Consider the following 24,422-nt stretch of genomic DNA (forward strand, 5'->3'; position numbering starts at 1 on the left):
GTGTTAAGATATATAGGTGATAATGTTGAGGTGATAAGATGGATAAAATTGAAAATATTTATAATTATGAAATTTCTAATTTATTAAAAGGCGTTAAAAATAAAAATATACCTGCAGTTAATCCTATTATTGCAGATGTATTAAATGATATTAACATTGATATACATGCGAAATTAGCTACAATATCTATTGATGCCTCAATGCGCTTTTTAAACCGTATCGGTGAAGCAAATGTATCTAATCAAGATATCTTAATAGGTGATCTTGTTAGTGCATATTTCTATAAATGTGCTACATTAAATAAGGATTTAATATTTTTAGATACAATGACTAAAGCAATCAGCAAACAAAATGAATTGAAACAAACTTTAGCAAATGAAAATATGACACTTGATTCAACGAAAATAAAAGAAATTGAATCTATTTTCATTACAACTTTAATAGATTATTATGAAATCAATATGGATAAAGAACAATTAAAAGATGACATTTATGCATATTACTACTAAATAAAAATGACTATATTTTTAAACTTAAAGGAATGAATACTAAATGGATAATAAATCTAAATCAGAACATGTACATGATGTTTTCCAAAACATTTCAGGAAAGTATGATACATTAAATAATATTATAAGTTTTGAACAGCATAAAAGATGGCGTAAATACACGATGAAACAAATGAATGTTAAACCTGGATCTAAAGCTTTAGATGTATGTTGTGGAACAGCTGACTGGACGATACAACTTAGCCATGCTGTTGGCCCATACGGAGAAGTTGTAGGACTAGACTTTAGTGAGAACATGTTAGAAGCAGGTAAGAAAAAAACGGATAATATGGCTAATATACATTTGATTCATGGTGATGCTATGAATTTACCATTTGAAGATAATGAATTTGATTATGTAACAATTGGATTTGGATTAAGAAATGTTCCAGATTACAAACATGTATTAAACGAACTTAAAAGAGTGGTAAAGCCTGGAGGTATGGTTGTATGTTTAGAAACGAGTCAACCAACAATGCCAGTATTTAAACAATTGTATAGATTCTATTTCAAGAATATCATGCCATTATTTGGGAAGTTATTTGCAAAATCTTTACAAGAATACAATTGGTTACAAGAGTCTGCCGAAAATTTCCCTGGCAAAAAAGAATTAGCAGAAATGTTTGCGGATGTAGGATATGAAAGAATTAAAATTAAGAGCTTTACTGGTGGCGTTTCAGCGATGCATTTAGCTTATAAACCTAAATAACAAGGTGATTACATGTATGACAAAACAAAAATTCATATAAATAAAGAAGTAAAAGAAATAGAAAGACAATTGAATAATTATATAGATAGTGAGCAAACAACTATAAATGAAGCTTGCCAATATTTATTAACTTCTGGTGGTAAACGTATACGTCCGCTGTTTACTTTAATCGCAAGTCAATTTGGTGAGCAATATTCAAAAGATGTAATCACAGTAGCTACAACACTTGAGCTTATACATATGGCGAGTTTAGTTCACGATGATGTAATTGATAAAAGTGACAAACGAAGAGGTAAGCCTACAATTGCAAAGAAGTGGGATGTACAAACTGCAGTTATAACTGGTAATTACTTATTATCACAATCATTAAATGCTGTAAGTACGATTGAATATCCGAAACTTCACGAACAATTAGCACAAGGAATTATTGAAGTTTGTAGAGGTGAATTATTTCAATTTGAAGATCAATTTGTTTCAAACCAATCTATAACGAATTACTTGAGAAGGATAAAGCGCAAAACAGCATTGCTTATTTCATTGTCTACTGAATTAGGTGCATATGCTGCTAGAGCAGATGATGTAACTGTAAAAAAATTAACTAAAATTGGTTATTATATCGGTATGAGTTATCAAATTGTTGATGATATATTGGACTTTACAAGCACTGAGAAAAAGTTAGGTAAGCCAGTTGGTTCAGATTTAAGAAATGGACACCTTACTTTACCAGTATTATTAAGAATGAGAAATTCTTCTGAATTTAAAGAGCGTATTAATCAATTACATGTTGAGAGTCCAGCAGAAACCTTTGATTCATTAGTAGAAGAAATTATAGCATCTAATGAATTGCAAAAGGCAAAAGAAGTCAGCAATAATTATTTACTGAAAGCAGAAAATTTAATCAATACATTAAATAATGAATCAGGGAAAAAGATGCTTTTAGAAATAATTGTAAAAATAAGAGATAGAAACCATTAGAAAGCGCTTGCAACTCCTTGTAGTCAATGATAAACTTATCTTGGATTTACATAAAACAAAGGTAGGGATTACGCAATGGAAAGAACTTTTTTAATGATTAAACCTGATGCAGTACAAAGAAATTTAATTGGTCAAGTAGTTTCACGACTAGAACAAAAAGGATTAAAATTAGTTGCAGCAAAATTATATCAAGCTAATGAAGATTTAGCTAAAGAACATTATGCTGAACATGTTGAAAAACCTTTTTTCAATAAACTAGTGAGCTTTATTACATCTGGCCCAGTATTTGCAATGGTAGTTGAAGGTAATAATGTAGTTGAAGTTACAAGAACAATTGTTGGTGAAACAAACCCTGCTAAAGCAGCTCCAGGTACTATAAGAGGGGATTATGGTATTGATTTAGGAAGAAATATTATTCATGGTTCTGATTCAAATGAGTCAGCAGAACGTGAAATAGGTTTATGGTTTGATAAATCAGAACTTAATAATTATAAATTAAACAATGAAAATTGGGTATATGAAAAATAATTACGAGAAAGGAATCGTTTAACAAATTTTTGTTAAACGATTCCTTTCTTTTTTGTTAATTTAACGCGTTAAATATGATATGATTAATTTTATATTTAATTAACAGTAGGGAGAGATTATATGCGTTATTTAACATCTGGTGAATCACATGGACCGCAACTAACTGTAATTATAGAAGGTGTTCCAGCTAACTTAAAAATTGACGTAAATGAAATTAATGAAGAAATGTTCAAACGTCAAGGAGGTTATGGTCGCGGTCGTCGTATGCAAATTGAAAAAGATGCAGTAGAAATAGTTTCTGGTGTGAGACATGGTTATACTTTAGGTAGCCCTATTACGCTCATCGTGAAGAATGATGACTTTAAACACTGGAGAAAAATCATGGGTGCTGACGCATTAACTGAAGAAGAGTTAGATAATATGAAAAGAGTTATCACTAAACCTAGACCTGGTCACGCAGATCTCGTAGGTGGTATGAAATATAATCATAGAGATTTAAGAAATGTACTTGAACGTTCATCTGCACGTGAAACTGCTGCAAGAGTTGCTGTTGGTGCAGTTTCAAAAATCTTACTAAAAGCCTTAGAAATAGATATTTATTCTAGAGTTATTGAAATAGGTGGCGTAAAAGACGATTTTGAATATACGCTTGAAGAGGTTAAAGAAAACATTGACCATAACGATGTACGTTGTATTAATGATGAAGTAGCTGAAAAAATGAGAAACCGAATTGACAAAGCGAAAAAAGATGGAGACTCAATCGGTGGTATAGTCGAAGTAGTTGTTGAAAATATTCCTGCTGGTATCGGAAGTTATGTACATTATGATCGTAAACTTGATGGGCGTTTAGCTCAAGCTGTGGTTAGTATTAATGCCTTCAAAGGCGTAAGTTTTGGTGAAGGGTTTAAAGCTGCTGAGAAACCAGGTAGTGAAATTCAAGATGAAATTGCATACGATAATGAAAAAGGATACCACCGTTTATCAAATCACCTTGGGGGACTAGAAGGTGGTATGTCGAATGGTATGCCAATTGTTATAAACGGCGTAATGAAACCAATACCTACACTATATAAACCATTAAATTCTGTTGATATAGATTCCAAAGATAGCTTTAAAGCTACAATTGAAAGATCAGATAGTTGTGCAGTCCCTGCAGCAAGCGTAGTTTGTGAACATGTCATTGCATTTGAAGTTGCTAAGGCAATTACTGAAGAATATCAATCAAATCATATTGACCAATTACAAGATGCAGTTAAGAATCATCGTAATTGGAATTTAAATTTCTAGGTGATGAAATGATTTTTGAAACTACTTACAATGACAACAACTATCCGATTATATTAAAGCAAAATGCACTTGCAGAGATAAATCATTTTTTAAAAGAAAACGAACAAAATATCGTTCTAATTGATCAAGATGTTTATAGATTCCATAAAGATTATATTAAAGCAAACCTTGAAAATCAGGATATTAAATTTATAACTATTATGAGTGGTGAAGCTTGCAAACAAATGTCGTACTTCGAATCGATTAGCGAAAAAATATTGTCTTTAAATATTAATAGACAGTCACAATTGATTGCTATTGGTGGAGGAGCTACAGGAGACTTTGTTGGTTTTCTAGCAGCTACTTTATTACGTGGAATTGATTTTATACAAGTTCCTACCACATTACTTGCACATGATTCTGCAATTGGTGGCAAAGTTGGAATAAATGCTTCAGTCGGTAAAAATTTAATTGGCGCATTTCACAGACCTCGCGCTGTGATATATGACTTAAACTTCTTAAATACATTACCACATACAGAAATTAGAAGTGGTTTTGGAGAAGTATATAAACATGCTATTTTAAACAGTGAAACTGATACATGGCATTTAATGGATCAATATTCATCTATTAAAGAACTGTCACGTCTTGAGAATATAGATACATTTTTAAAAATGGGTATAGAAACAAAATTAAAAATTGTCATTGAAGATGAGTTCGAAGGTGGCGTACGTAAACATTTAAATTTAGGACACACTTTTGGACATGGTTTAGAATATTTAACTAAAATTGCTCATGGTGAAGCTGTTATGATAGGTATTTTATTCCAAAAAATCATAAATAAAAATAGAAATCTCTTTGATAACCAAGAATCTATTCATATATTTATTAATTATTTAAAAGAACTTGGATATCCACTTAGCATAATAAATAATGCTAATATTGAGCTGATTTTTGACTATATGAAAAAAGACAAAAAGAATATTGGACAAACGATTCAAATGGTTTTACAAGAAGGCGAAGCTTCGTTTACAATTGAATCCGTTTCTAAAGATGAAGTATTAGATGCATTTATAGAACTTAAATCTCTAATAAATGAATAGAAGGAGTCCTTTAAATATGGAAGATGTATATAAAGTAATTGACGATATTCATATGAAAAATATCGAACAATTAGATGAGAAAGTAAATAGAGTTTTACAATCTGACGATCATGATGCTTTATTTATGTTAGGAGAAACATTATATAAATATGGAATAGTCGATCAAGGTGTAAAAATATTTGAAGAACTTTATTTACTTTATCCAGATGAAAATGAACTACTCGTTTATTATATAGAAGGTCTTATCGACCAAAATGACTTAGATAAAGCACATGAAGTTCTATATAATAGCCCCCATTCAACAGAAAAATTAATGCTAGAAGCTGATTTATATCAACAACAAGGATTATTCGAAGTTGGAATTGAAAAACTTATTGAAGCAAAAGAAATTGAACCAGATGACATCGTTATTACTTTTGCTTTAGCTGAAATGTATTATTATGACGGTCAATATTTAAAAGCAATGTCTAATTATGAAACGATTACGCAAACAGGTGAAGATATTGTAAATGGGATATCTATTTATTCACGTATGGCTGATGCGAGTTTACAAAGTGGTGCATATGAAGAAGCGATTAAATATTATGAAAATGTTTCTGAAATGGATATGACTGCTGAAGATTATTTCAAACAAGCAATAAGTTATCAAAAAAATGACTTAACAAGAGAAGCAATTAAACAACTTGAGAAGCTTCTACAAAAAGATCCCGACTTTATGCAAGCTTACCATTACTTACTTCAAATTTACGAATCTGAAAAAGATTATGAAAAAGCAATTGAAATAGGTAAAGAAGGTCTTAGATTAAATGCATATTATAAAGAATTAATGACTGATACAGCTAGACTAATGTTAACAACAAATGACGAACATGGTGCAATTCTTTTACAAGATGCTTTAACAGTTGATCCATCTTATACAGAAGCTGCAATTATTCTTGCTGATTATTATCGTGAAAAAGATAACACAACTGGCTTAATTAACTTGCTAACTTATGTTGACCATGAAGACATCGATCCAATAGTAGCTTGGCATGTTGGGTATGCATTCGGAGAAGAAGAAAGAGATAAAGAAGCACAGCATTTTTACGAATTAGCTTATCCAGATTTAACACAAAACATAGACTTCTTAAATGACTATTACCATTATTTAATAGAAATTGGAAATGTAGAAACTGCTAAAAATATATTAGAGTCTGTTCGCAAACTCGATCCTGAGAATCCTTATTGGGACCAAGAATACGAAAGACTATTATAAGTAGGGTTAAATATGAATCATACATGGCTTAACTATGAAAAACAGCGGTTCATTGAATATATATTGTATCAATATGATTTTAAAATTGCTGAAAGTGTATGGATATTAAATTTACTTAAAAGTAGTCCAAAATATTTATCAAATATAACTTTTGTTAGTGAATTATCTAATAATCGAATTCTATCTATTAGTACTTCCCAATCTAAACAATTACCATTATTGTATTGTAAAGACCAATTTTGTATAGAAAATGGTCGACAAATCTTTCATGATATAAGATTGGATAATACAGAACTTAATGTCTTACTATATTTAAATAAAAATGACGATCGCTTAAATAGATTGCTGATATTACAAATGTTAGTTGACTATTATGGAGAAGATAAAGATATACGTTCATTTAACAATAACAATAATTCACTTCATCATTGGGGACAACTAATCAGAAATGAGATTGATAAATCATTAGATAATAATGATCAAGACACATTTTTAGAGATGTCTAAAATATTGCAGTTCATTAATGAGTTGGAGGAACATCAGTAATGTTATTTAATCACATTGACTTAAAAGAATTAAAAAACAACTTAGAATATATAGATACAGCAATTATTCCAGTTTCAAATATCGATATGAATCATCAATTATTAACTTCATGCGATAAAAACGAAACAGTACAATTAGTTGGAATGCTAGCAGAAAAACAATTTAAAGGTAGATTATTACTAACACCTACATTTTTTACAAGTGGAAATCAATACGACCATGTAAATTCATTTGTGCAAAGCTTAAATGAATATGGACTTAACAATATAATCATTTTAAGTAGTGAAAAAATAAATATAAATTGTGAGATTGAATATTATACGGTTAACACAATCCCTATGAGTGATCTAGACGATGAAATGAAACGTACACTTATAGAAGATGAAGTTAAACAATTTATGAAATTCATCATAAAATCTTGGAATAAAACAAACTCTTAATTTTTGTAAATAATAAGCATATCACTCAACTGATATTTTCAGTTATGCAGTGATATGCTTTTTATTTTGAAGATGTCTTAGATAATTTTTTCAAAAAGTACTCTTCAAAAATCACTTTTATCGCCAAAAAATGTCCATAAAAATTAAAGCCTTTTCATATTTTTGAACTTTCTTAGTTAAAACCTTAATAAATAAAATATAAATTGTGACAAAGCGTTGACCGTCTTGAAATAATAGGCTAAAATTAAATTGTCCTAGTTATAAAAGAACGATTAATAGAGGGGGGAATCTGAATGAGCCAACGTGTCACACGACGCCAATTTTTAAACTATTCATTAATGGGTGTTGGGTCATTTATGGCTGCTGGTATGATTTTACCTATGGGTAGATTTGCGCTTGATCCTGTTTTCAAAGCGGATGCACAAGGCGATTTGATTGCTACAGGCGTAAAGGAGTCAGAACTTGGCAAAGAGCCTATAAAAGTGGACTTTAAAATCGAGCAAGAAGATGCTTGGTATACGAGTGAAGTTACAGAATTCGCTTGGGTATACAAAGATGGAAAGGAAATTGTAGCTTTATCACCTGTCTGTAAACATTTAGGATGTACAGTGACTTGGAATGGTGATGACTCAAATCCTAATCAATTCTATTGTCCATGTCATAACGGCCGTTACGAAAAGAATGGTAAAAACATTCCTGGTACGCCACCATTAGCACCACTTGATCAATACGAAGTAAAAGTTAAAGATGGCATTATTCAAATCGGCAAAAAACACGAAAACGAATTAGCTAAATAAGGAGGGATTAACAATGATAGATAAAATCTATGATTGGGTCGATGACAGACTTGATATTACACCAATTTGGCGAGATATTGCTGATCATGAAGTGCCAGAGCATGTTAACCCTGCTTATCACTTTTCAGCTTTCGTTTATTGTTTTGGTGGTCTAACGTTTTTCATTACTGTTATACAAGTTTTATCAGGCATGTTTTTAACGATGTATTATGTTCCAGATATCGTTAATGCTTGGAAATCAGTTTACTATCTACAACACGATGTAGCTGCTGGTGTTATCGTACGTGGTATGCACCATTGGGGAGCAAGTTTAGTAGTAGTAATGATGTTTTTACATACACTCCGTGTATTCTTCACAGGGTCTTACAAACAACCTAGAGAATTAAACTGGGTTGTAGGTGTTTTAATATTCTTCGTAATGCTTGGATTAAGTTTTACTGGATATTTATTACCTTGGGATATGAAAGCACTTTTCGCAACAAAAGTAGGTTTACAAATTGCAGAATCAGTTCCTATCATTGGGCCGTGGGTTAAGACATTACTAGCAGGGGATGCCGAAATAGTTGGTGCACAAACTCTAACTCGTTTCTTTGCGATACATGTATTCTTCCTACCAGCTGCACTATTCGCGTTACTGGCAGCACACTTTATAATGATCAGAAAACAAGGTATTTCAGGTCCACTATAAAAATAACGTGAATAAATGAAAAAGGAGGTCATGCGACATGCATCGCGGTAAAGGGATGAAGTTTGTTGGTGACTCAAGAATTAAGTCATACGACAAACCAAAGTTAAATAGAGATTACTCAGAATTTCCAGGTCGTACAGAAAGTTTCTGGCCTGACTTTCTATTAAAAGAATGGATGACTGGTGCAGTTTTCTTAATTGCATACTTATGTTTAACAGTTGCTCATCCATCGCCACTTGAACGTGTGGCAGATCCATCTGATACTGGTTACACACCATTACCAGACTGGTATTTCTTATTCTTATATCAAATACTTAAATATACATTCGCATCTGGTCCTTATAATACATTTGGGGCAATCGTCTTACCAGGTATTGCTTTTGGTGCTTTATTATTAGCTCCATGGTTAGATAGAGGCCCTGAACGTAAATGGACAAAGAGACCATTTGCTTCTGGTTTCATGTTAATTGCAATTGCTATCTTATTCTATACAACATGGGAATCAAGTTATTACCATGATTGGAAACAACAAGCTAAGCAAGGTGAAATCGTATTTTCTAACTTAGATAAATCCGATCCAGTCTACACAGACATTATCAAGTCAAACTGTACAAGTTGTCATGGTGGTGAATTGACTGGTGGACAAGGTCCAAACTTAGTAGAATCGAAATTACCAAAAGAGGGCGTACAAGGATTTGTAGAAAAAGGTGCAGGTAAAATGCCTAGCTTTAAAGATACACTTTCAAAAGATGAAATCGATAAAGTTTCTAAATACGTTGCTGATTTACACGAAACAGATGCGAACGGTAAAGAATTGAAAAAATAATTATTAAAGCCACCATTTTATGGTGGCTTTTTTCAAAGGAGTTACATAATGGCATTTTGGAGATACGTTATGGGACAAAAATCAGTGCTCATAACTCTATTTATTGCAAATCTACTCGGAACAATTTATGGATATATTTGGTATGGAGGACAATTGTTAGAAAGTAAATGGTATTTTTGGCCATTCATACCTGATAGTCCAACAGCAACATTCTTCCTAGTCATTGCCATTGCAGCTATTTATTTCAATAAACATTTAGGTTTATTTGAATGTTTAGCATTTGTGACATTAATTAAATATGGTGTATGGGCAGTGGTGATGAACTTATTTGTCATGATTCACTATGAACAACTTCTTCCTATGGCAATCATGCTAATGACATCTCACGGGCTTATGGCAATCCAAGCATTTATGTTTTATCCTACATTTAATATAAAAACTTGGCATATTGTAACAACGATGATATGGGTCTTTCATAACGATGTAATAGATTATGTGTATCATCAATATCCTGTATATAGCATGTTAAGTCAGTATGAATCACATATTGGATATTTTGCATTTTGGCTAAGTATAATCGCTTTTCTCCTTTTATTTTATTTACAAAAAAACATAAAAATACGTTCGAAATATTTGACGTAGAGGTCATCACTCCGTAATATAATAACTAACAGGGATATAAAGGAGGAAGTAATTTGTTTTCATTCATTATTTATTTTGTGATCATTATGCTTGTCCCTATGTACTTCCAATTTAAAGTAAAATCAACTTACAATAAATACTCAAGAGTACGTTCAACAAGCGGTAAAACGGGTAAACAAGTGGCTGAAGAAATACTAGCAGCTAATGGTATTCATGATGTAGAAGTATTACAAGGTGAAGGGTTCTTATCAGATCATTTTGACCCATCTAAAAAACGTGTAGTTTTATCACCATCAAACTATCAACAACCTAGCGTAGCAGGTACAGCGATTGCAGCTCACGAAGTAGGACATGCAATACAACATGCTCAAGGTTATGGTTTCTTAAAGTTTAGAACAGCTTTAGTACCACTTGCTAGTTTAGGTAGTTCGTTATCTTATATTATTATTTTAGCTGGTATCGTATTAACAGCAATGAGCAGTACATTCGGAACAACATTATTATGGGTTGGTATCGTATTTATGTCATTCGCTGTATTATTCTCAATCATTACATTGCCAGTCGAATTTGATGCAAGTAAACGGGCGATGCGCCAAATTGAAAAACTAAACATGGTCAATCAACAAGAATATAGACATGCTAAGAAAGTTTTATCAGCCGCTGCGATGACATATGTCGCTGCAACAGCAGTAGCAGTAGCCGAGTTAGCAAGATTTATTCTAATGGCACGTAACAGTTAATTCGTATTACAAACTACCGATTTAAGTTTATAACTTAAATCGGTAGTTTTTTATTTTTAATTTCATAATGAACTATAAATTTTAAAAGTATATGCATCAAAATCTATAGTCAGTTTATAACATTGTCATTATGTACGTTAATCATATATAATTTTAATATGTGAGCACTTTTATAAATTAATATAAAAGATAAGTGAGGGGGATTTGTATGGATATGCAAGAAATGCAAAAAGAAGTAGATACTTATATTTCTCAATTTAAAACTGGCTATTTTTCACCATTAGCTAACTTAGCGAGATTAACAGAAGAAGTTGGAGAATTGGCTAGAGAAATCAACCATACTCATGGTGAAAAGAAAAAGAAATCTTCTGAAGAAGAAAATACAATTGAAGCTGAATTAGGCGATAATTTATTTATATTAATTTGTTTAGCTAATTCATTAAATATCGATTTAAATAAAAGTTTTGAAGATACTATGAATAAATTCAATGTAAGAGATAAAGATAGATTTGAACGAAAATAAGTTTTTATGGAGGCATAATATGAAAATCGGTATTACTTGTTATCCGTCAATGGGTGGTTCAGGTATAGTAGCTACTGAACTAGGATTGGAAATGGCAAAAAGAGGTCATGAAGTTCATTTTATTACTTCAAACATGCCTTTTAGAATGAAAGAACCTGTTCCAAATGTTACTTTTCATCAAGTTGATGTTAATCAATATTCTGTATTCCAATATCCACCATACGATATAACATTAAGCGCAAAAATTGCAGATGTAATAAATGATTACGATTTAGATATTTTACATATGCACTATGCCGTACCACATGCAATATGTGGTATTTTAGCTAGACAAATTTCAGGAAAAGACGTAAAAATTATGACTACATTACATGGTACTGATATTACTGTATTAGGTTATGATACATCGTTGCAAAGTGCTATTCGCTTTGGAATTGAAAAAAGTGATGTCGTTACAAGTGTAAGTGATAGTTTAAAAGAAGAAACATACGAAGTGATAGGACCCGATAAACCAATTAAAACAATATACAACTTTGTACAAGAAGATAACTTTCCTCAAGTTTATAATACAGATTTAAGAAGTAGATACGGAATTGAAGAAGACGAGAAAGTTATTACTTTTGTATCAAATTTTAGAAAAGTTAAACGTGTTCATGACGTAGTAGATACTTTTTATAAAATAAACAAAAAGGTTAAATCTAAATTGCTTTTAATAGGGGATGGACCTGAACTACAAGTTGCTAGAGAACAAATCAAACATCTCAACATAGAAAATCATGTACTATTTTTAGGAAAACAAGATGAAGTCAATATATTCTATCAGATGTCAGACTTAACTTTGTTAATGAGTGAAAAAGAAAGCTTTGGCTTAGTACTGTTAGAAGCTATGCTAACTGGTGTCGTTCCTATTGGTACTAATGCTGGTGGTATTAAAGAAGTTATTAAAAATGGCGAAACAGGATACACTGTAGATGTTGGTGATACTGATAAAGCAAGTGAGCATGCAATTGAGCTTTTAACTAATCATACACTTTATAAAAATATGCAAGAAGCTATGGTAGCAGATGTGAAGGAACGTTTCTCATCAAAAGTGATTGCTGATCAATATGAATCTTGTTACAACAATATGTTAGGAGATTAATATGAGCTCTAATCAAGTTTTTGAAGATGCCAAATGGATAATTGAAGCACTTGAAAATCATGGCCATCATGCTTACTTTGTCGGAGGATCTGTAAGAGATTACTTAATGGATAAACATATTTCTGATGTAGATATAACGACAAGTGCTTTACCAGAAGAAGTGGAATCAATCTTTGATAAAACTTTACCAATTGGAAAAGAACACGGTACGATAATTGTATTAGGAAGTGGTCAACAATTCGAAGTAACCACGTTTAGGAAAGATGGGGATTATGTTGATCACAGAAGACCTACATCGGTTCAATTTGTAACAGATTTATATGAAGATGTTGCAAGAAGAGATTTTACGATGAATGCAATTGCTATGGATAAATCATATCAACTGCATGATTATTTTAATGGATTGAAGGATATTAACAATAAAATAATAAAAGCAGTAGGTACACCTATTGATAGAATGGAAGAAGATGCTCTACGTATAATGAGAGGTGTAAGGTTTCAAGCTCAAACAGGATTTAATATTGATGATGAAACAAAAGAAGCAATGAGCCAATCAGCACATTTATTAGATAAAATTGCAATCGAAAGAATTGTCGTTGAATTAAAAAAGATGATTTCAGGCAATTATGTATCCCATATTATTCAAACCATGAAAGACATGGCAATTTTTAAATATATACCATTTTTTAAAAATATCAATTTGGAAACAATTTTTATACCACAACATTCAAATTTCGAACTATGGATTGCTTCATTATGCTATATATATCATTTAGAACTTTCGAGTTTAAATCATTTGAAAATAAGTAATAAAGAGAAACATGAAATAATTTCTTATTATAATCTATTTAATGAATTTGAAAATGGAAACATTTCAAAAGTGGAAATGACTAGTATGATTTATAATTATGGCAACAATAAAGTAAACAAAGTCATACAATTTATATATGAAAATAATCAATCACTTAATATACAATTTCATCCTACAATAATGAATACTATTTTAGTAAATGAAATTTATGATAAACTACCTATATATGATAAGTCAGATTTAAGTATTAATGGTCAAATCATCATGAATGAATTTAATAAAAATGGTGGGCCATGGATAAAAGATATATTAAATAAAGTAGAGCAAGCAGTAATTTTAAATAAAGTGAATAATACACAAAATGAGTTAATAGAATGGGTGCGAGAGAATGTCGAAATATAAACGTGAAATTGTTAGTTATTTATATCAAAATGATAAATATTTATCAGGTCAACAAATTGCTGAGACATTAAATTGTTCACGTGTTACTGTAAAAAAAGTAATTGATCAACTTAGAAAAGAAGGATTCCAAATTGAATCCATTTCAAATAAAGGATATAAAATTGCGAGTATTCCTTCCATTTGGCAAGAAGACATTGTTAATATTGAACTTAAAGACAACGCATTGTTGAATCAAGCAATCGTTCAAACTCAGGTTGATTCTACTCAAATACTTGCTAAATCTTATATAAATGAGATAAATAATCATTTTGTAGTATTAAGCGATGAACAGACTAAAGGAAGAGGGAGATTTAATCGTGAATGGTCCTCTCTAAAAAGCAAAGGCCTGTGGATGTCAATCGTATTAAAACCTGACATAGCTATTCAAAAAATGTCGACATTCAATTTATTTATTAGTCTTGCAATTCAAGAAGTGATTGAACAACATTATAATATACAATGTAAAATAAAATGGCCAAATGATATTTATATTGGTAATAAAAAAGTATGTGGATTTTTGACAGAAATGATTGCCGATACGGATGGTGTTCATGCAATCATTTGTGGAATAGGTATAAATTTAAATCAGACTCAATTAGAATTTGATAAAGTAAATCAATCACGTGCAACGAGTTTAAATATAGAGAATGGTAAGCCTATAGATCCTTATCAATTTCTAACATTACTAATTAAAGCAATTGAACAGAGATATGACCAATTCTTGAATTTACCATTTAGTGAAATTAAAGCATTATATAAAGAAAAAAGCATGATCTGGAATAAAACTTTAACTTATACTGAAGGCAAAAAACAAATCGTTGGGCGAGCAATAGATATACAAGATAATGGGTTCTTAACTGTGATATCTGAGGATGGCAATTTACATCAATTTATGAGCGCAGATATCGAAATATAGGAGAGATAATATGGCGCAAAGATACGCTGTCGTAGATTTAGAGACAACTGGAAACCAAATACAATATGATGAAATTATACAAATTGGTATTACATTTATAGAAGACCAACAAATTGTAGATACTTACCATACATATGTTAAAACTGATTTGGAAATTCCATCTTTCATCCAGGCATTAACAAATATAAATGAGTTAGATTTACAAGATGCGCCATATTTTGACGAGATTAGTAAATCTTTATTTGTAATGTTAAAAGACTGTGTGTTTGTAGCGCATAACGTTTTATTTGATTTGAACTTTTTAAAGGCTCATTTTGAAAAATATCAAATAGAATTTGAACCAAAATTAATAATAGATACGATGGAACTCTTTAAAATTGCTTTTCCAACTGAAGAAAGCTATCAGTTAAGTGAATTAAGCCAATCTTTAAAAGTCGATTTGAATCAAGCACATAGTGCAGATGAAGATGCTAAAGCAACAGCTTTATTGTTTATAAAAGCTATTCAAAAAATAAAAGATTTACCTATAGATACTGTTAAACAACTTTACTATTTATCAAAGTCACTGAAATATGACTTGAAAGATATTTTATTTGAAATTGTTAGAACTAGTCAAAATACAGTGACAAATTCAAGCAAAATAAAAAAATATCAAAATATCAACTACTTAAAGCAAACACCTATACGTAAATCGAAAAATAGTGAAATTATAACAATTGATGAAGCCTATGATAGAATTCTTAAAACATTTAATTTTGATTATCGTAAAGAACAATATCAATTAGTTCAACAATTATTTGATTCTTTAATGCATAATGAAAATGCGCTTATCGAAGCACCTCTTGGAAGTGGAAAATCGATGAGTTTTGTACTTGCTTCACTGCTTTACTATTTAGAAACAGGAGAGCACATACTTGTTTCAACTCATACAAAATTATTACAAAATCAACTACTAGAGCAAGAGTTCAACAAAGTGTTGAATGCATTAGATCTTGATTTAAAGGCAATGATTATAAAAAGTAAAGATCATTACATTTCACTAGGCTTAATTTTAAACATTCTTCAAGATGATACTGATAATTATGAAGCAACGATTTTAAAAATGCAGTTATTAGTTTGGATTTTAGAGACTGAAACTGGAGATATTGAAGAGTTACATCTAAAAGGAGGACAAAAAGTATTCTTTGACCAAAAAAGAACAACTTATGTTCCATTTAAAAATGACATTCATTATTATCAATTTATTAAAGAGAGTGCTCAAAGTGTTGAGATAGGTATTACGAATCATGCGCATTTATTGCAACATAGTACTGAAGACACTGTTTATCAATTGTTTAAACATATAATTGTAGACGAAGCACACCGTATACAAGACTATGCACTTAACCAAGTTACTGATAATTTAAGTTATCAACACATTAAATATCATCTTGGATTATTAGGTAAAAATGAACAAGAAAAATTATTTAGAAGATTAGATAAATTAGAAAACAGAAGAATTATAGAGCAATACCCAATAGATCCCATTGATATTTATCAATTAAAAAAAGATATCGAATTATTACATGAACAAAACGAAAATTTATTCGATGAATTAATGGATCAAATCAATCAAAAGCATAAATCTCAAAATGATGACGAACAACAAATTCATTATATCTATGATATCGATGTTACGAAGCTATCTGAAATATTCAAACTACAAATAGGTACGATTAATCAAATTTTATCTAGATTCAAATCTTTTACACATGCTCATGTGAAAGCATTCAAAAAAGAATTGATTTATATATATCATCAGTATACTAAGATATATAACGTTATTAAATCGGGGCAAGTACCATACGTATCAATTAAAAAGTTAACTCAAAAATCTACACTTTCTCTTTTTGTTAAAAAAGAAGAAGTTAAAGATTTACTTAATCAAGTATTTATTGAGCAATTTAATAGTAATATTTTCATTTCAGGAACATTAACTGTAAATGAGTCGTTTACATCGTTTAAATCTATGTTTCCTAAAAATATTGAATTCAATACATATTATTTGAATGATATTTATGATTTGAAAAATCAAGCAGCATGTTTTGTTCCTAAAAATATGCCAAGTTATCAGTTCCATAATCAAGATGAGTATATTGAAACAATTGTTCATTACTTATCTACATTTGTAAGTGAAACAAATCAAAAATGTTTAGTATTATTCACGAACTACTCAATGCTTTATCAAGTATACCGTTATATGGAAGAACTTGAAATATTTGATGACTATGTATTATTAATGCAACAACAGCATTCACATGTTTATAAAATTGTTCAACAATTTAATCAATTTGATAAAACAATTTTACTTGGAACATTATCTTTCTTTGAAGGTTTTGATTATCAATCTTCAGGAATTAAATGTGTCATGATGACTAAATTACCGTTCATTCATCAAGATGACCCTAGATACCATTTGATGAAAGATGAATTTGAAAATCCTTTTAAAGACTTTGTATTACCAGATGCTGTTACTAAATTTAGACAAGGTATCGGTAGGTTAATTAGAAATAAAAATGATCAAGGATTGTTAGTATGTTTTGATAGAAGAATTTTAGATAGTAATTATAGTAAATTTTTCATAAATGCTTTAGGCGAAATACCAGTTATAGAAGGCGATATAAATAATTTCCAAGATAAATTAAGAAAATATCCAAACAGATAGCAGTTATATAGATAATTTGATAAAATGACTATAGGTAATTTATTTGAATAGGAGAAATATAAATGAATATTACGATTAAACAAGCAAAAGATTATGTCAATCAAGAAGTGACAATCGGTGCTTGGATTGCAAATAAGCGATCTAGTGGGAAAATAGCATTCTTACAATTAAGAGATGGTACAGGATTTATGCAAGGTGTTGTAGTAAAAGCAGAAGTATCAGAAGATATTTTCAAACTTGCTAAATCATTAACTCAAGAAACATCAGTATTTGTAACGGGAACAATTACAGAAGATGAGCGTTCTAAATTTGGATATGAAATGCAAGTAAGCTCAGTAGAAGTCATTTCAGAATCACACGATTATCCTATAACGCCTAAAAACCACGGAACAGAATTCTTAATGGACCATAGACATTTGTGGTTACGTTCTAAACGTCAACACGCTGTTATGAAAATTAGAAATGAAATTATTCGTGCTACTTATGAATTCTTTAATGACAATGGATTCACTAAAATAGACCCACCAATTTTGACTGGTAGTGCACCTGAGGGTACGAGTGAACTATTCCATACAAAATATTTCGAAGAAGATGCATTCTTATCACAAAGTGGACAATTATACATGGAAGCTGCTGCTATGGCACATGGTAGAGTTTTCAGTTTCGGTCCAACATTTAGAGCTGAAAAATCTAAAACAAGACGTCACTTAATTGAATTCTGGATGATTGAACCAGAAATGGCATTTATGAAACATGATCAAAGTTTAGAAGTTCAAGAAAATTATGTACATCATATTGTGAATTCAGTATTAGAAAATTGTACTTTAGAATTAGATTTGCTTGAAAGAGATACTTCTAAATTAGAGGCCGTTTCAACACCATTCCCAAGAATCACTTATGATGATGCTGTTGAATTCTTGCATAAAGAAGGCTTTGATGATATTGAATGGGGCGATGATTTTGGCGCACCACATGAAACAGCAATTGCAAATCATTATGATAAACCAGTATTTATTATCAATTATCCAACTAAAATTAAACCATTTTACATGGAACCAAATCCTGAAAATCCAGAAACAGTACTATGTGCTGACTTAATTGCACCTGAAGGTTACGGTGAAATTATTGGTGGTTCAGAAAGAATTAGTGACTTAGATTTAATTAATCAAAGAATTAAAGAACATGGATTAGATCCAGATTCATATAGCTATTACACGGACTTAAGAAAATATGGAAGTGTACCTCATAGTGGCTTTGGATTAGGTCTAGAAAGAACAGTAGCATGGTTAAGTGGAGTTGAACATGTTAGAGAAACTTCACCGTTCCCACGCTTATTAAATCGTTTATATCCATAATAATCAGGCTGGGACATATTAATTGTCTCAGCCTCTAATCATTTGGCATTATTTCAATCACAAAGTAGGTGAAAAGATGTATTCCAGCGAAATGTTAAAAGAAAAACCGGTCATTATTCAACGCGCTTTATTTAATCATTACGTAAAGTTAGGTTTAAATGAAAAACAATTTGTTATATTAGTAAAATTATTAGATCAAGAAAATGATCGAAATTTGCAACCACCATTAGAAAATATTCAACAAGGAACAAGTTTGTCTATTCAAGAAGTAAGTCATGTCATTAATCAACTTTCACAGCTAAAATGTATTGACATTAAAATTGAAAAAGATGAGCAGCATAAATATAATGAATTCATATCGTTTGAACCATTATTTGAACAATTAGCTTTAATAATGAATGAAGTAAAGCAAGAAGATACTGTTGAAGATCAAAACAGTCAATTCAAAAAATTATTCCAAGAATTTGAATCTACGTTTGGACGTCCTTTAACACCACTTGAAGTTCAAACATTAAATCATTGGATTGATACTGATCACCATTCTAATGAGCTTATACAAAGTGCACTAAATGAAGCGCATAGTTTAGACAAGCTAAGCTTCAAGTATATTGATAGGATTTTATTAAATTGGAAGAAGAAAAACATTACAACTGTTCAGTCTTCAAAAGAAGAAAGTGAGAAATTTAATCACAACAAAAAATTAAAACAAAATGTAAATTCAATACCGATTTTTGATTGGGTGAACGGGGAGAATCCTTATGATAAGTAAAAAAAGAGCATTAGAAATGATGGATGTCATAGATGAAATGTTTCCTGATGCTGAATGTGAGCTTGTACACGACAATCCTTTTGAACTAACAATTGCTGTATTGCTATCTGCACAATGTACAGATGTTTTAGTTAATAAAGTCACAAAGTCGCTTTTTCAAAAATATAAAACACCTGAAGACTACTTAAATGTGAGTTTAGAAGAATTACAAGATGATATTAGATCAATCGGACTATTTCGAAATAAAGCAAAAAACATTCAAAAATTATGTCAATCACTGTTGGATAATTATGACGGCATTGTACCTAGTACACATATAGAGCTAGAATCTTTAGCAGGTGTTGGCCGTAAGACGGCAAACGTTGTAATGAGTGTTGCATTTGGAGAACCTTCTCTTGCGGTTGATACACATGTTGAAAGAGTTTCAAAACGTCTAGCAATATGTAGACAAAAGGATAATGTACGACAAGTAGAAGATCGCTTATGTAGTATTATACCAAGAGAAAGGTGGACTAAAAGCCATCATCAGTTAATTTTCTTTGGTAGATATCACTGTGTTGCACGCAAGCCTAAATGTGAAGCATGTCCATTGCTGGCTGATTGTAGAGAAGGTCAGAAAAGATTAAAAGCAGGACTAGTAAAGGTTGATGAAGCATGATAGAAAAGAATGATTTTATAATATTAGAAGAACAAATAGAACCACTTGTAAAAAACAAACAATTAAAAAGTAATGAAGCTCACGAACTCTTAGATCAATATTATGCACTTATCATAGCTTATATAGAACAAATCAACCAAATAGACAAATTTGAAATAAAAGGTATCCATGACTATCCAGTTATACCAATGAACTTTGAAGAAAGATATCAATATATAAATGATAGAATTTATCACTTTATGGGTTATAGACAGATGGTAACGCTTAAAGATGAACTTATTAAGATGAATGCAAGACATCAACTTAAACTTAAAAGAGAAGCAAGATTAAAAGAAGATAAATAAAAGTATTTGATCGTGTGGATTATTATATTAGCATATCACGTAACTGATTTTTTAAAGTTTACAGTGATATGCTAATTTTTTTATATCTTCCGAGTTTGTACGTGCATGCTTGCCTAGGGGTATGGTTCGAGCCTGTAGTCTCTCGCTCATACTTTTCCCTCAGGCGTCAGCACTTACAAAATCGTCGTAATAACCATATTTATATAGAAAAATGGTAATTCTAAGAGTTAGCTAAATGATTATCATTAAAATACTAGGACATTTATGTCAAAGGTAATTAATCTTAAGTGTCTATATTTACATAAGTTGAGAGAAGTGTAAGCAAGGGTAACTATATTTACATAAATGGAAAGAAGTGTAACTAAGGATACCTATGTTAACACAAGTCAGTAGAAGTGTAAGCAAGGGTATCTGTATTCACACAAGTCAGTAGAAGTGTAACTAAGGATACCTATATTCACACAAGTCAGTAGAAGTGTAACTAAGGATGCCTATATTAACACAAGTCGAAAGAAGTGTAAGCATGTGCATAAAAAATAAGAGCAGAAATTCATTATTAAAATGAATTTCTGCTCTTAATATTTAGTAGTCGTTAATCATTTTCAGCTTCTTTGGCGGCTTCTTTAGCTGCGCTCGAACTGGAACTGCTTGAACTATTATCACTAGAATCTTCGGAAGTAGGTGCTTCAGTTGTTTGTTCTTCTGTTGTTACTTCTTCAGTATTAGTTGATTGTTGTTGAGTTGTACTTTGTGTGTTAGATGATCTTGATGTATTTGAGTTTGTTTGTGGTTCATTTGTTGTTACATTATTATTATTGTTTGAGAAATTATAGTTATTTTGATTGTTATTGTTACTATCATTACTATTGTCAGTACTTGGTGCTGAGCTACTTGTTGTTTGGTTATCTTCATTACCTGCAACACTTAGGCTCTTACCACTACCTGTTACTGAATCAGGTTTTTCGAAGTCTGCACCATCATAACTTGATATTTGTGACATTACATCTTTAAATAACATTTGTGGTTTAATTTGTTCATCGTGTCCTAAGAATGAATTTTCACCGTAATCTTTAACTTTATTGAAGCCCATCCAAACGGACATTGTGTACTGAGGTGAATAACCTGTAATCCAAACATCTTTGGCTGCATTTTCAGGTAATTGATATTCATTATATACTTCATCACCATAAGTACCTGTACCAGTTTTAGCTGCTACATTTACTCCGTCAACGCCATAACCATAAGCAGAACCATATGCATCGAAAGTACCTTTAAGCATTTCAGTTAACATATATGCTGTGTAATCTTCCATTGCTTTATGACTATCACTTGAGAATTTAATTGTTTCATCATCTTGTGTTACAACTTTTCTAATTGATTTAGCTTCGTTATATGTTCCGCCATTACCCATACTTGCAAATGCTGAAGCGAGTTGAGTAGGGGAGAATTCAGATTGTGAACCACCTAGTACTTCTGAAGGTCCTATTTCTTCTTTATAATTTAAATTAACTTTAGATGCAAAATCTTTAACTGCTTTTTCACCAGCATTTTGATTTGTTTCTTGCCAAGCTTTCAGTGCTGGTATGTTATATGATCTTGCTAATGCGTCTGCCATTGTCACTGATCCGTGGCCATTGCCATCATAGTTCTTAAATACACTACCATTAATTCTGTATTCTTTTTCATCTTGGAACTTATGATTTGTAGCATATTGCATATTTTCTATTGCTGGACCATAAGATAAAATTGGTTTTAATGACGAACCAGTTGGATGTAGGTCTGTTGCTTGGTTTCTATCTACAACATCTTTATAATCTTTACCACCGCTAATACCAACGAGTTTACCAGTTTTAGTATCTACAATGGATGAACCAGTAATTTGGTCTTTGTTTTTATAGAAAGTACCGTTATCTACAGCATCTTGTAATTTCTTTTGAACATCTTTATCCATGTTTGTGTAGATTTTATTTCCGTTTGTCATAATATCGTTTAAAGATTGTCCTTTAAATGCTTTATTCTCAGTAATTTCTTGTTTAACAAAATTAATATATGAAGCGTACTCGTTATCTGGTGTTTCTGTCATTGCTTCATTTCTTTCTTCTACCGTTCTTTGAACTAAGTTCTTATCGATAGGTGTATCTTGTGCTTCTTTCATTTCTTCCTTAGAAATTCTGCCATGTCTTTCCATTAAATAAAGTACTGTGTCTTTACGTTTTTCAGCACCCTCAGGATTGTCATAAATATTATATTGGTTTGGAACTTGTGGTAAACCAGCTAAATATGCTGTTTCTGCTAAGTTTAAATCTTTTAGTTTTTTGTCAAAATAATACTTAGCTGCAGTTTGTGAACCATAAATACCATCTGAGTAATAGATTTTGTTTAAATACATTTCAAAAATTTCATCTTTTGAATATTCTTGTTCAAGTCTATATGAAAGGTATGCTTCTTGAGCTTTTCTTTCAATTGATTTCTTATCAGTTAAGAATGAACGTTTTACAACTTGTTGTGTAAGTGTTGAGGCACCTTGAGATCCAAATCCACCTGTAAAGTTTTTCAATACTGCGCCAGATAAACGTTTATAATCTAATGCACCATGATCATAAAATCGATTATCTTCAGTTGCTAGAACAGCATCTTTTAATTGGTCTGGAACTTCGTCAAATTTAACATGTTCTCTTTTTTGTCCCATATAAAGGGTTGTTACGAGTTCATTGTTTTTATCGTATATTTTAGTTGGCAACTGGTCTTTAAGTGCACTTTCATTGAAAGCAGGAGCTTTCCAAGCATAATATGCAAATAAGAGAACACCTACTATTACCATTGCCAAGAATGCAAGTGCGAGAATACCAAACACCTTAATTATTGTTCTTTTAATATTCCTCTTTTTCTTAGGTTGTTCTTTGTTATTTTTACTATTAGAAGCTTTTGATTGACTCATTTGAGCGCCTCACTTTCTATTTTTATCAATTGATCAACTATTTTTATGTAGTTAATTCTTGGTCTAAATTGGATTGGAATTAAATATCCATCATTTTCAATTTCTTTAAGTGTAATGGACTTTTTCCCACCAGATTTATATCTGTCCCAATATACCATAAATTCCCTAAAAGGCAATAAAAATACGCTATCATGATAGCTGAATTTTATCAATAAAAAACATATCCCTTTTTGGTTTAAAACTCGTTCCATATGTGATACTTGATGGTCGTGAATATTATTTAATGGGAAACTTGTTTTATTTTTGGTTTCCTTAGCTTCAAAATCAATATAGTATCCATTATAAACACCATTGTAATCTGTTGTTGAAGGTTTTCTAAAATATGCTTCTTTAATGACAGCTTTTTGTCTTTTAGGATAATCTACATCAACAATTTGAATAGGTGTTGGTTTCTTATGGATAACAGCAATATTTTCTAATCTGAAATATTGATTTGATTTATCAATTTCCTCTTCTAAATTCATACCCCGTTTACCATATTTTATTTTACTATACTTTGTGGAGTCTTGACTTAAGACTTTAGAAGTATCTTTTGATACTTTTTTACCATTTGGATAGTTCAAATTCATCACCTATCTTCATATCATAAAACTCTAAATATTATACCTTATTTCATTATAAGTTACAAAAGTTTTTTATGATACAAATATATTCTAGAACTTTTCTAGTTATGTTATGATTTTAGCGTGGGGATTTTTA

Annotated in this window: 25 protein-coding genes; 23 read left to right on the forward strand and 2 right to left on the reverse strand. The window is 30.8% G+C overall.

Annotated elements, in window-relative coordinates; genetic code table 11:
• The first annotated feature begins 38 nt into the window (after nt 1-38).
• The 23 genes from CD129_RS07395 to CD129_RS07505 all read left to right on the forward strand — a co-directional run bounded on the left by CD129_RS07395 (nt 39) and on the right by CD129_RS07505 (nt 20,725).
• Complete coding sequence (locus CD129_RS07395; protein WP_078356626.1) at nt 39-509, forward strand: hypothetical protein; 471 nt, start codon at nt 39-41, stop codon at nt 507-509.
• A gap of 43 nt (nt 510-552) precedes the next feature.
• Nucleotides 553-1,257: a demethylmenaquinone methyltransferase gene (locus tag CD129_RS07400; RefSeq protein ID WP_115337425.1), complete on the forward strand. Its 705-nt coding sequence runs from the start codon at nt 553-555 to the stop codon at nt 1,255-1,257.
• Between the two features lie 12 nt (nt 1,258-1,269).
• On the forward strand, nt 1,270-2,232 hold the full coding sequence (locus CD129_RS07405; RefSeq protein WP_078356628.1) for a polyprenyl synthetase family protein: 963 nt from the start codon (nt 1,270-1,272) through the stop codon (nt 2,230-2,232).
• Nucleotides 2,233-2,307: 75 nt separating this feature from the next.
• Entirely contained in the window at nt 2,308-2,760 is a 453-nt protein-coding gene (gene ndk / locus CD129_RS07410; RefSeq protein ID WP_078356629.1) for a nucleoside-diphosphate kinase, read from the forward strand.
• 120 nt (nt 2,761-2,880) lie between these two features.
• Nucleotides 2,881-4,047 carry a chorismate synthase gene (gene aroC / locus CD129_RS07415; protein WP_115337426.1) on the forward strand — a complete coding sequence of 389 codons (1,167 nt, stop codon included), beginning with the start codon at nt 2,881-2,883 and terminating at the stop codon, nt 4,045-4,047.
• 8 nt (nt 4,048-4,055) lie between these two features.
• Complete coding sequence (aroB, locus tag CD129_RS07420; RefSeq protein ID WP_115337427.1) at nt 4,056-5,129, forward strand: 3-dehydroquinate synthase; 1,074 nt, start codon at nt 4,056-4,058, stop codon at nt 5,127-5,129.
• A 16-nt stretch (nt 5,130-5,145) separates the two neighbouring features.
• Entirely contained in the window at nt 5,146-6,384 is a 1,239-nt protein-coding gene (locus tag CD129_RS07425; RefSeq protein ID WP_115337428.1) for a tetratricopeptide repeat protein, read from the forward strand.
• 12 nt (nt 6,385-6,396) lie between these two features.
• Nucleotides 6,397-6,930: a YpiB family protein gene (locus CD129_RS07430; RefSeq protein WP_115337429.1), complete on the forward strand. Its 534-nt coding sequence runs from the start codon at nt 6,397-6,399 to the stop codon at nt 6,928-6,930.
• On the forward strand, nt 6,930-7,370 hold the full coding sequence (locus CD129_RS07435; RefSeq protein ID WP_115337430.1) for a DUF2487 family protein: 441 nt from the start codon (nt 6,930-6,932) through the stop codon (nt 7,368-7,370). The genes CD129_RS07430 and CD129_RS07435 overlap by 1 nt, the downstream gene beginning before the upstream one ends.
• A gap of 293 nt (nt 7,371-7,663) precedes the next feature.
• Nucleotides 7,664-8,167: a Rieske (2Fe-2S) protein gene (locus tag CD129_RS07440; protein WP_115337431.1), complete on the forward strand. Its 504-nt coding sequence runs from the start codon at nt 7,664-7,666 to the stop codon at nt 8,165-8,167.
• Between the two features lie 13 nt (nt 8,168-8,180).
• A complete protein-coding gene (gene qcrB / locus CD129_RS07445) occupies nt 8,181-8,855 on the forward strand; it encodes a menaquinol-cytochrome c reductase cytochrome b subunit (protein ID WP_016912349.1) in 675 nt (224 codons plus the stop codon).
• 37 nt (nt 8,856-8,892) lie between these two features.
• A complete protein-coding gene (locus CD129_RS07450) occupies nt 8,893-9,681 on the forward strand; it encodes a menaquinol-cytochrome c reductase cytochrome b/c subunit (protein ID WP_078356636.1) in 789 nt (262 codons plus the stop codon).
• Nucleotides 9,682-9,729: 48 nt separating this feature from the next.
• The gene (locus CD129_RS07455; protein ID WP_115337432.1) at nt 9,730-10,323 is read left to right on the forward strand and encodes a DUF1405 domain-containing protein; all 594 of its coding nucleotides are present in this window, start codon (nt 9,730-9,732) and stop codon (nt 10,321-10,323) included.
• A 53-nt stretch (nt 10,324-10,376) separates the two neighbouring features.
• A complete protein-coding gene (locus CD129_RS07460) occupies nt 10,377-11,063 on the forward strand; it encodes a zinc metallopeptidase (RefSeq protein WP_078356638.1) in 687 nt (228 codons plus the stop codon).
• A 208-nt stretch (nt 11,064-11,271) separates the two neighbouring features.
• Complete coding sequence (locus CD129_RS07465; protein ID WP_115337433.1) at nt 11,272-11,586, forward strand: nucleotide pyrophosphohydrolase; 315 nt, start codon at nt 11,272-11,274, stop codon at nt 11,584-11,586.
• Nucleotides 11,587-11,605: 19 nt separating this feature from the next.
• Nucleotides 11,606-12,727, forward strand: coding sequence for an N-acetyl-alpha-D-glucosaminyl L-malate synthase BshA (gene bshA / locus CD129_RS07470; protein ID WP_115337434.1), 1,122 nt, complete (start codon nt 11,606-11,608; stop codon nt 12,725-12,727).
• A gap of 1 nt (nt 12,728) precedes the next feature.
• Nucleotides 12,729-13,940 carry a CCA tRNA nucleotidyltransferase gene (locus CD129_RS07475; RefSeq protein WP_115337435.1) on the forward strand — a complete coding sequence of 404 codons (1,212 nt, stop codon included), beginning with the start codon at nt 12,729-12,731 and terminating at the stop codon, nt 13,938-13,940.
• Nucleotides 13,927-14,895, forward strand: coding sequence for a biotin--[acetyl-CoA-carboxylase] ligase (locus tag CD129_RS07480; RefSeq protein ID WP_115337436.1), 969 nt, complete (start codon nt 13,927-13,929; stop codon nt 14,893-14,895). Before CD129_RS07475 ends, CD129_RS07480 begins: the two co-directional genes overlap by 14 nt.
• A gap of 10 nt (nt 14,896-14,905) precedes the next feature.
• Nucleotides 14,906-17,599, forward strand: a complete 2,694-nt coding sequence (locus CD129_RS07485) for a helicase C-terminal domain-containing protein (protein WP_115337437.1) — start codon at nt 14,906-14,908, stop codon at nt 17,597-17,599.
• 62 nt (nt 17,600-17,661) lie between these two features.
• Nucleotides 17,662-18,954, forward strand: coding sequence for an asparagine--tRNA ligase (asnS, locus tag CD129_RS07490; RefSeq protein WP_115337438.1), 1,293 nt, complete (start codon nt 17,662-17,664; stop codon nt 18,952-18,954).
• A 76-nt stretch (nt 18,955-19,030) separates the two neighbouring features.
• Entirely contained in the window at nt 19,031-19,723 is a 693-nt protein-coding gene (locus tag CD129_RS07495) for a DnaD domain-containing protein (RefSeq protein WP_115337439.1), read from the forward strand.
• Nucleotides 19,713-20,381 (forward strand): endonuclease III, encoded by a 669-nt coding sequence (nth, locus tag CD129_RS07500; RefSeq protein ID WP_107509662.1) that lies wholly within the window; start codon nt 19,713-19,715, stop codon nt 20,379-20,381. The genes CD129_RS07495 and nth overlap by 11 nt, the downstream gene beginning before the upstream one ends.
• A complete protein-coding gene (locus tag CD129_RS07505) occupies nt 20,378-20,725 on the forward strand; it encodes a YpoC family protein (RefSeq protein WP_078356647.1) in 348 nt (115 codons plus the stop codon). Before nth ends, CD129_RS07505 begins: the two co-directional genes overlap by 4 nt.
• A gap of 592 nt (nt 20,726-21,317) precedes the next feature.
• Here the strand turns inward: CD129_RS07505 and CD129_RS07510 are convergent.
• Together CD129_RS07510 and recU are read right to left on the reverse strand one after the other, a co-directional pair.
• Nucleotides 21,318-23,663 carry a transglycosylase domain-containing protein gene (locus CD129_RS07510; protein WP_115337440.1) on the reverse strand — a complete coding sequence of 782 codons (2,346 nt, stop codon included), beginning with the start codon at nt 23,661-23,663 and terminating at the stop codon, nt 21,318-21,320.
• Nucleotides 23,660-24,286, reverse strand: a complete 627-nt coding sequence (gene recU / locus CD129_RS07515) for a Holliday junction resolvase RecU (protein ID WP_115337441.1) — start codon at nt 24,284-24,286, stop codon at nt 23,660-23,662. Before recU ends, CD129_RS07510 begins: the two co-directional genes overlap by 4 nt.
• Nucleotides 24,287-24,422 lie beyond the last annotated feature (136 nt).

The sequence above is a fragment of the Mammaliicoccus fleurettii genome (assembly GCF_003970575.1).
In the GTDB taxonomy this organism is placed as follows: Bacteria; Bacillota; Bacilli; order Staphylococcales; family Staphylococcaceae; genus Mammaliicoccus; species Mammaliicoccus fleurettii.

Excerpts from the sequence above, each read along its gene's own strand:
- ndk (WP_078356629.1), top strand. The coding sequence starts at position 2,308 with ATGGAAAGAACTTTTTTAATGATTAAACCTGATGCAGTACAAAGAAAT.
- CD129_RS07495 (WP_115337439.1), top strand. The coding sequence starts at position 19,031 with ATGTATTCCAGCGAAATGTTAAAAGAAAAACCGGTCATTATTCAACGC.
- CD129_RS07480 (WP_115337436.1), top strand. The coding sequence starts at position 13,927 with ATGTCGAAATATAAACGTGAAATTGTTAGTTATTTATATCAAAATGAT.
- CD129_RS07510 (WP_115337440.1), bottom strand. The coding sequence starts at position 23,663 with ATGAGTCAATCAAAAGCTTCTAATAGTAAAAATAACAAAGAACAACCT.
- CD129_RS07400 (WP_115337425.1), top strand. The coding sequence starts at position 553 with ATGGATAATAAATCTAAATCAGAACATGTACATGATGTTTTCCAAAAC.
- CD129_RS07435 (WP_115337430.1), top strand. The coding sequence starts at position 6,930 with ATGTTATTTAATCACATTGACTTAAAAGAATTAAAAAACAACTTAGAA.
- qcrB (WP_016912349.1), top strand. The coding sequence starts at position 8,181 with ATGATAGATAAAATCTATGATTGGGTCGATGACAGACTTGATATTACA.
- CD129_RS07465 (WP_115337433.1), top strand. The coding sequence starts at position 11,272 with ATGGATATGCAAGAAATGCAAAAAGAAGTAGATACTTATATTTCTCAA.
- CD129_RS07505 (WP_078356647.1), top strand. The coding sequence starts at position 20,378 with ATGATAGAAAAGAATGATTTTATAATATTAGAAGAACAAATAGAACCA.
- CD129_RS07450 (WP_078356636.1), top strand. The coding sequence starts at position 8,893 with ATGCATCGCGGTAAAGGGATGAAGTTTGTTGGTGACTCAAGAATTAAG.
- aroB (WP_115337427.1), top strand. The coding sequence starts at position 4,056 with ATGATTTTTGAAACTACTTACAATGACAACAACTATCCGATTATATTA.
- CD129_RS07430 (WP_115337429.1), top strand. The coding sequence starts at position 6,397 with ATGAATCATACATGGCTTAACTATGAAAAACAGCGGTTCATTGAATAT.
- CD129_RS07455 (WP_115337432.1), top strand. The coding sequence starts at position 9,730 with ATGGCATTTTGGAGATACGTTATGGGACAAAAATCAGTGCTCATAACT.
- aroC (WP_115337426.1), top strand. The coding sequence starts at position 2,881 with ATGCGTTATTTAACATCTGGTGAATCACATGGACCGCAACTAACTGTA.
- asnS (WP_115337438.1), top strand. The coding sequence starts at position 17,662 with ATGAATATTACGATTAAACAAGCAAAAGATTATGTCAATCAAGAAGTG.
- CD129_RS07475 (WP_115337435.1), top strand. The coding sequence starts at position 12,729 with ATGAGCTCTAATCAAGTTTTTGAAGATGCCAAATGGATAATTGAAGCA.
- bshA (WP_115337434.1), top strand. The coding sequence starts at position 11,606 with ATGAAAATCGGTATTACTTGTTATCCGTCAATGGGTGGTTCAGGTATA.
- CD129_RS07405 (WP_078356628.1), top strand. The coding sequence starts at position 1,270 with ATGTATGACAAAACAAAAATTCATATAAATAAAGAAGTAAAAGAAATA.
- CD129_RS07485 (WP_115337437.1), top strand. The coding sequence starts at position 14,906 with ATGGCGCAAAGATACGCTGTCGTAGATTTAGAGACAACTGGAAACCAA.
- nth (WP_107509662.1), top strand. The coding sequence starts at position 19,713 with ATGATAAGTAAAAAAAGAGCATTAGAAATGATGGATGTCATAGATGAA.
- CD129_RS07425 (WP_115337428.1), top strand. The coding sequence starts at position 5,146 with ATGGAAGATGTATATAAAGTAATTGACGATATTCATATGAAAAATATC.
- CD129_RS07440 (WP_115337431.1), top strand. The coding sequence starts at position 7,664 with ATGAGCCAACGTGTCACACGACGCCAATTTTTAAACTATTCATTAATG.
- CD129_RS07395 (WP_078356626.1), top strand. The coding sequence starts at position 39 with ATGGATAAAATTGAAAATATTTATAATTATGAAATTTCTAATTTATTA.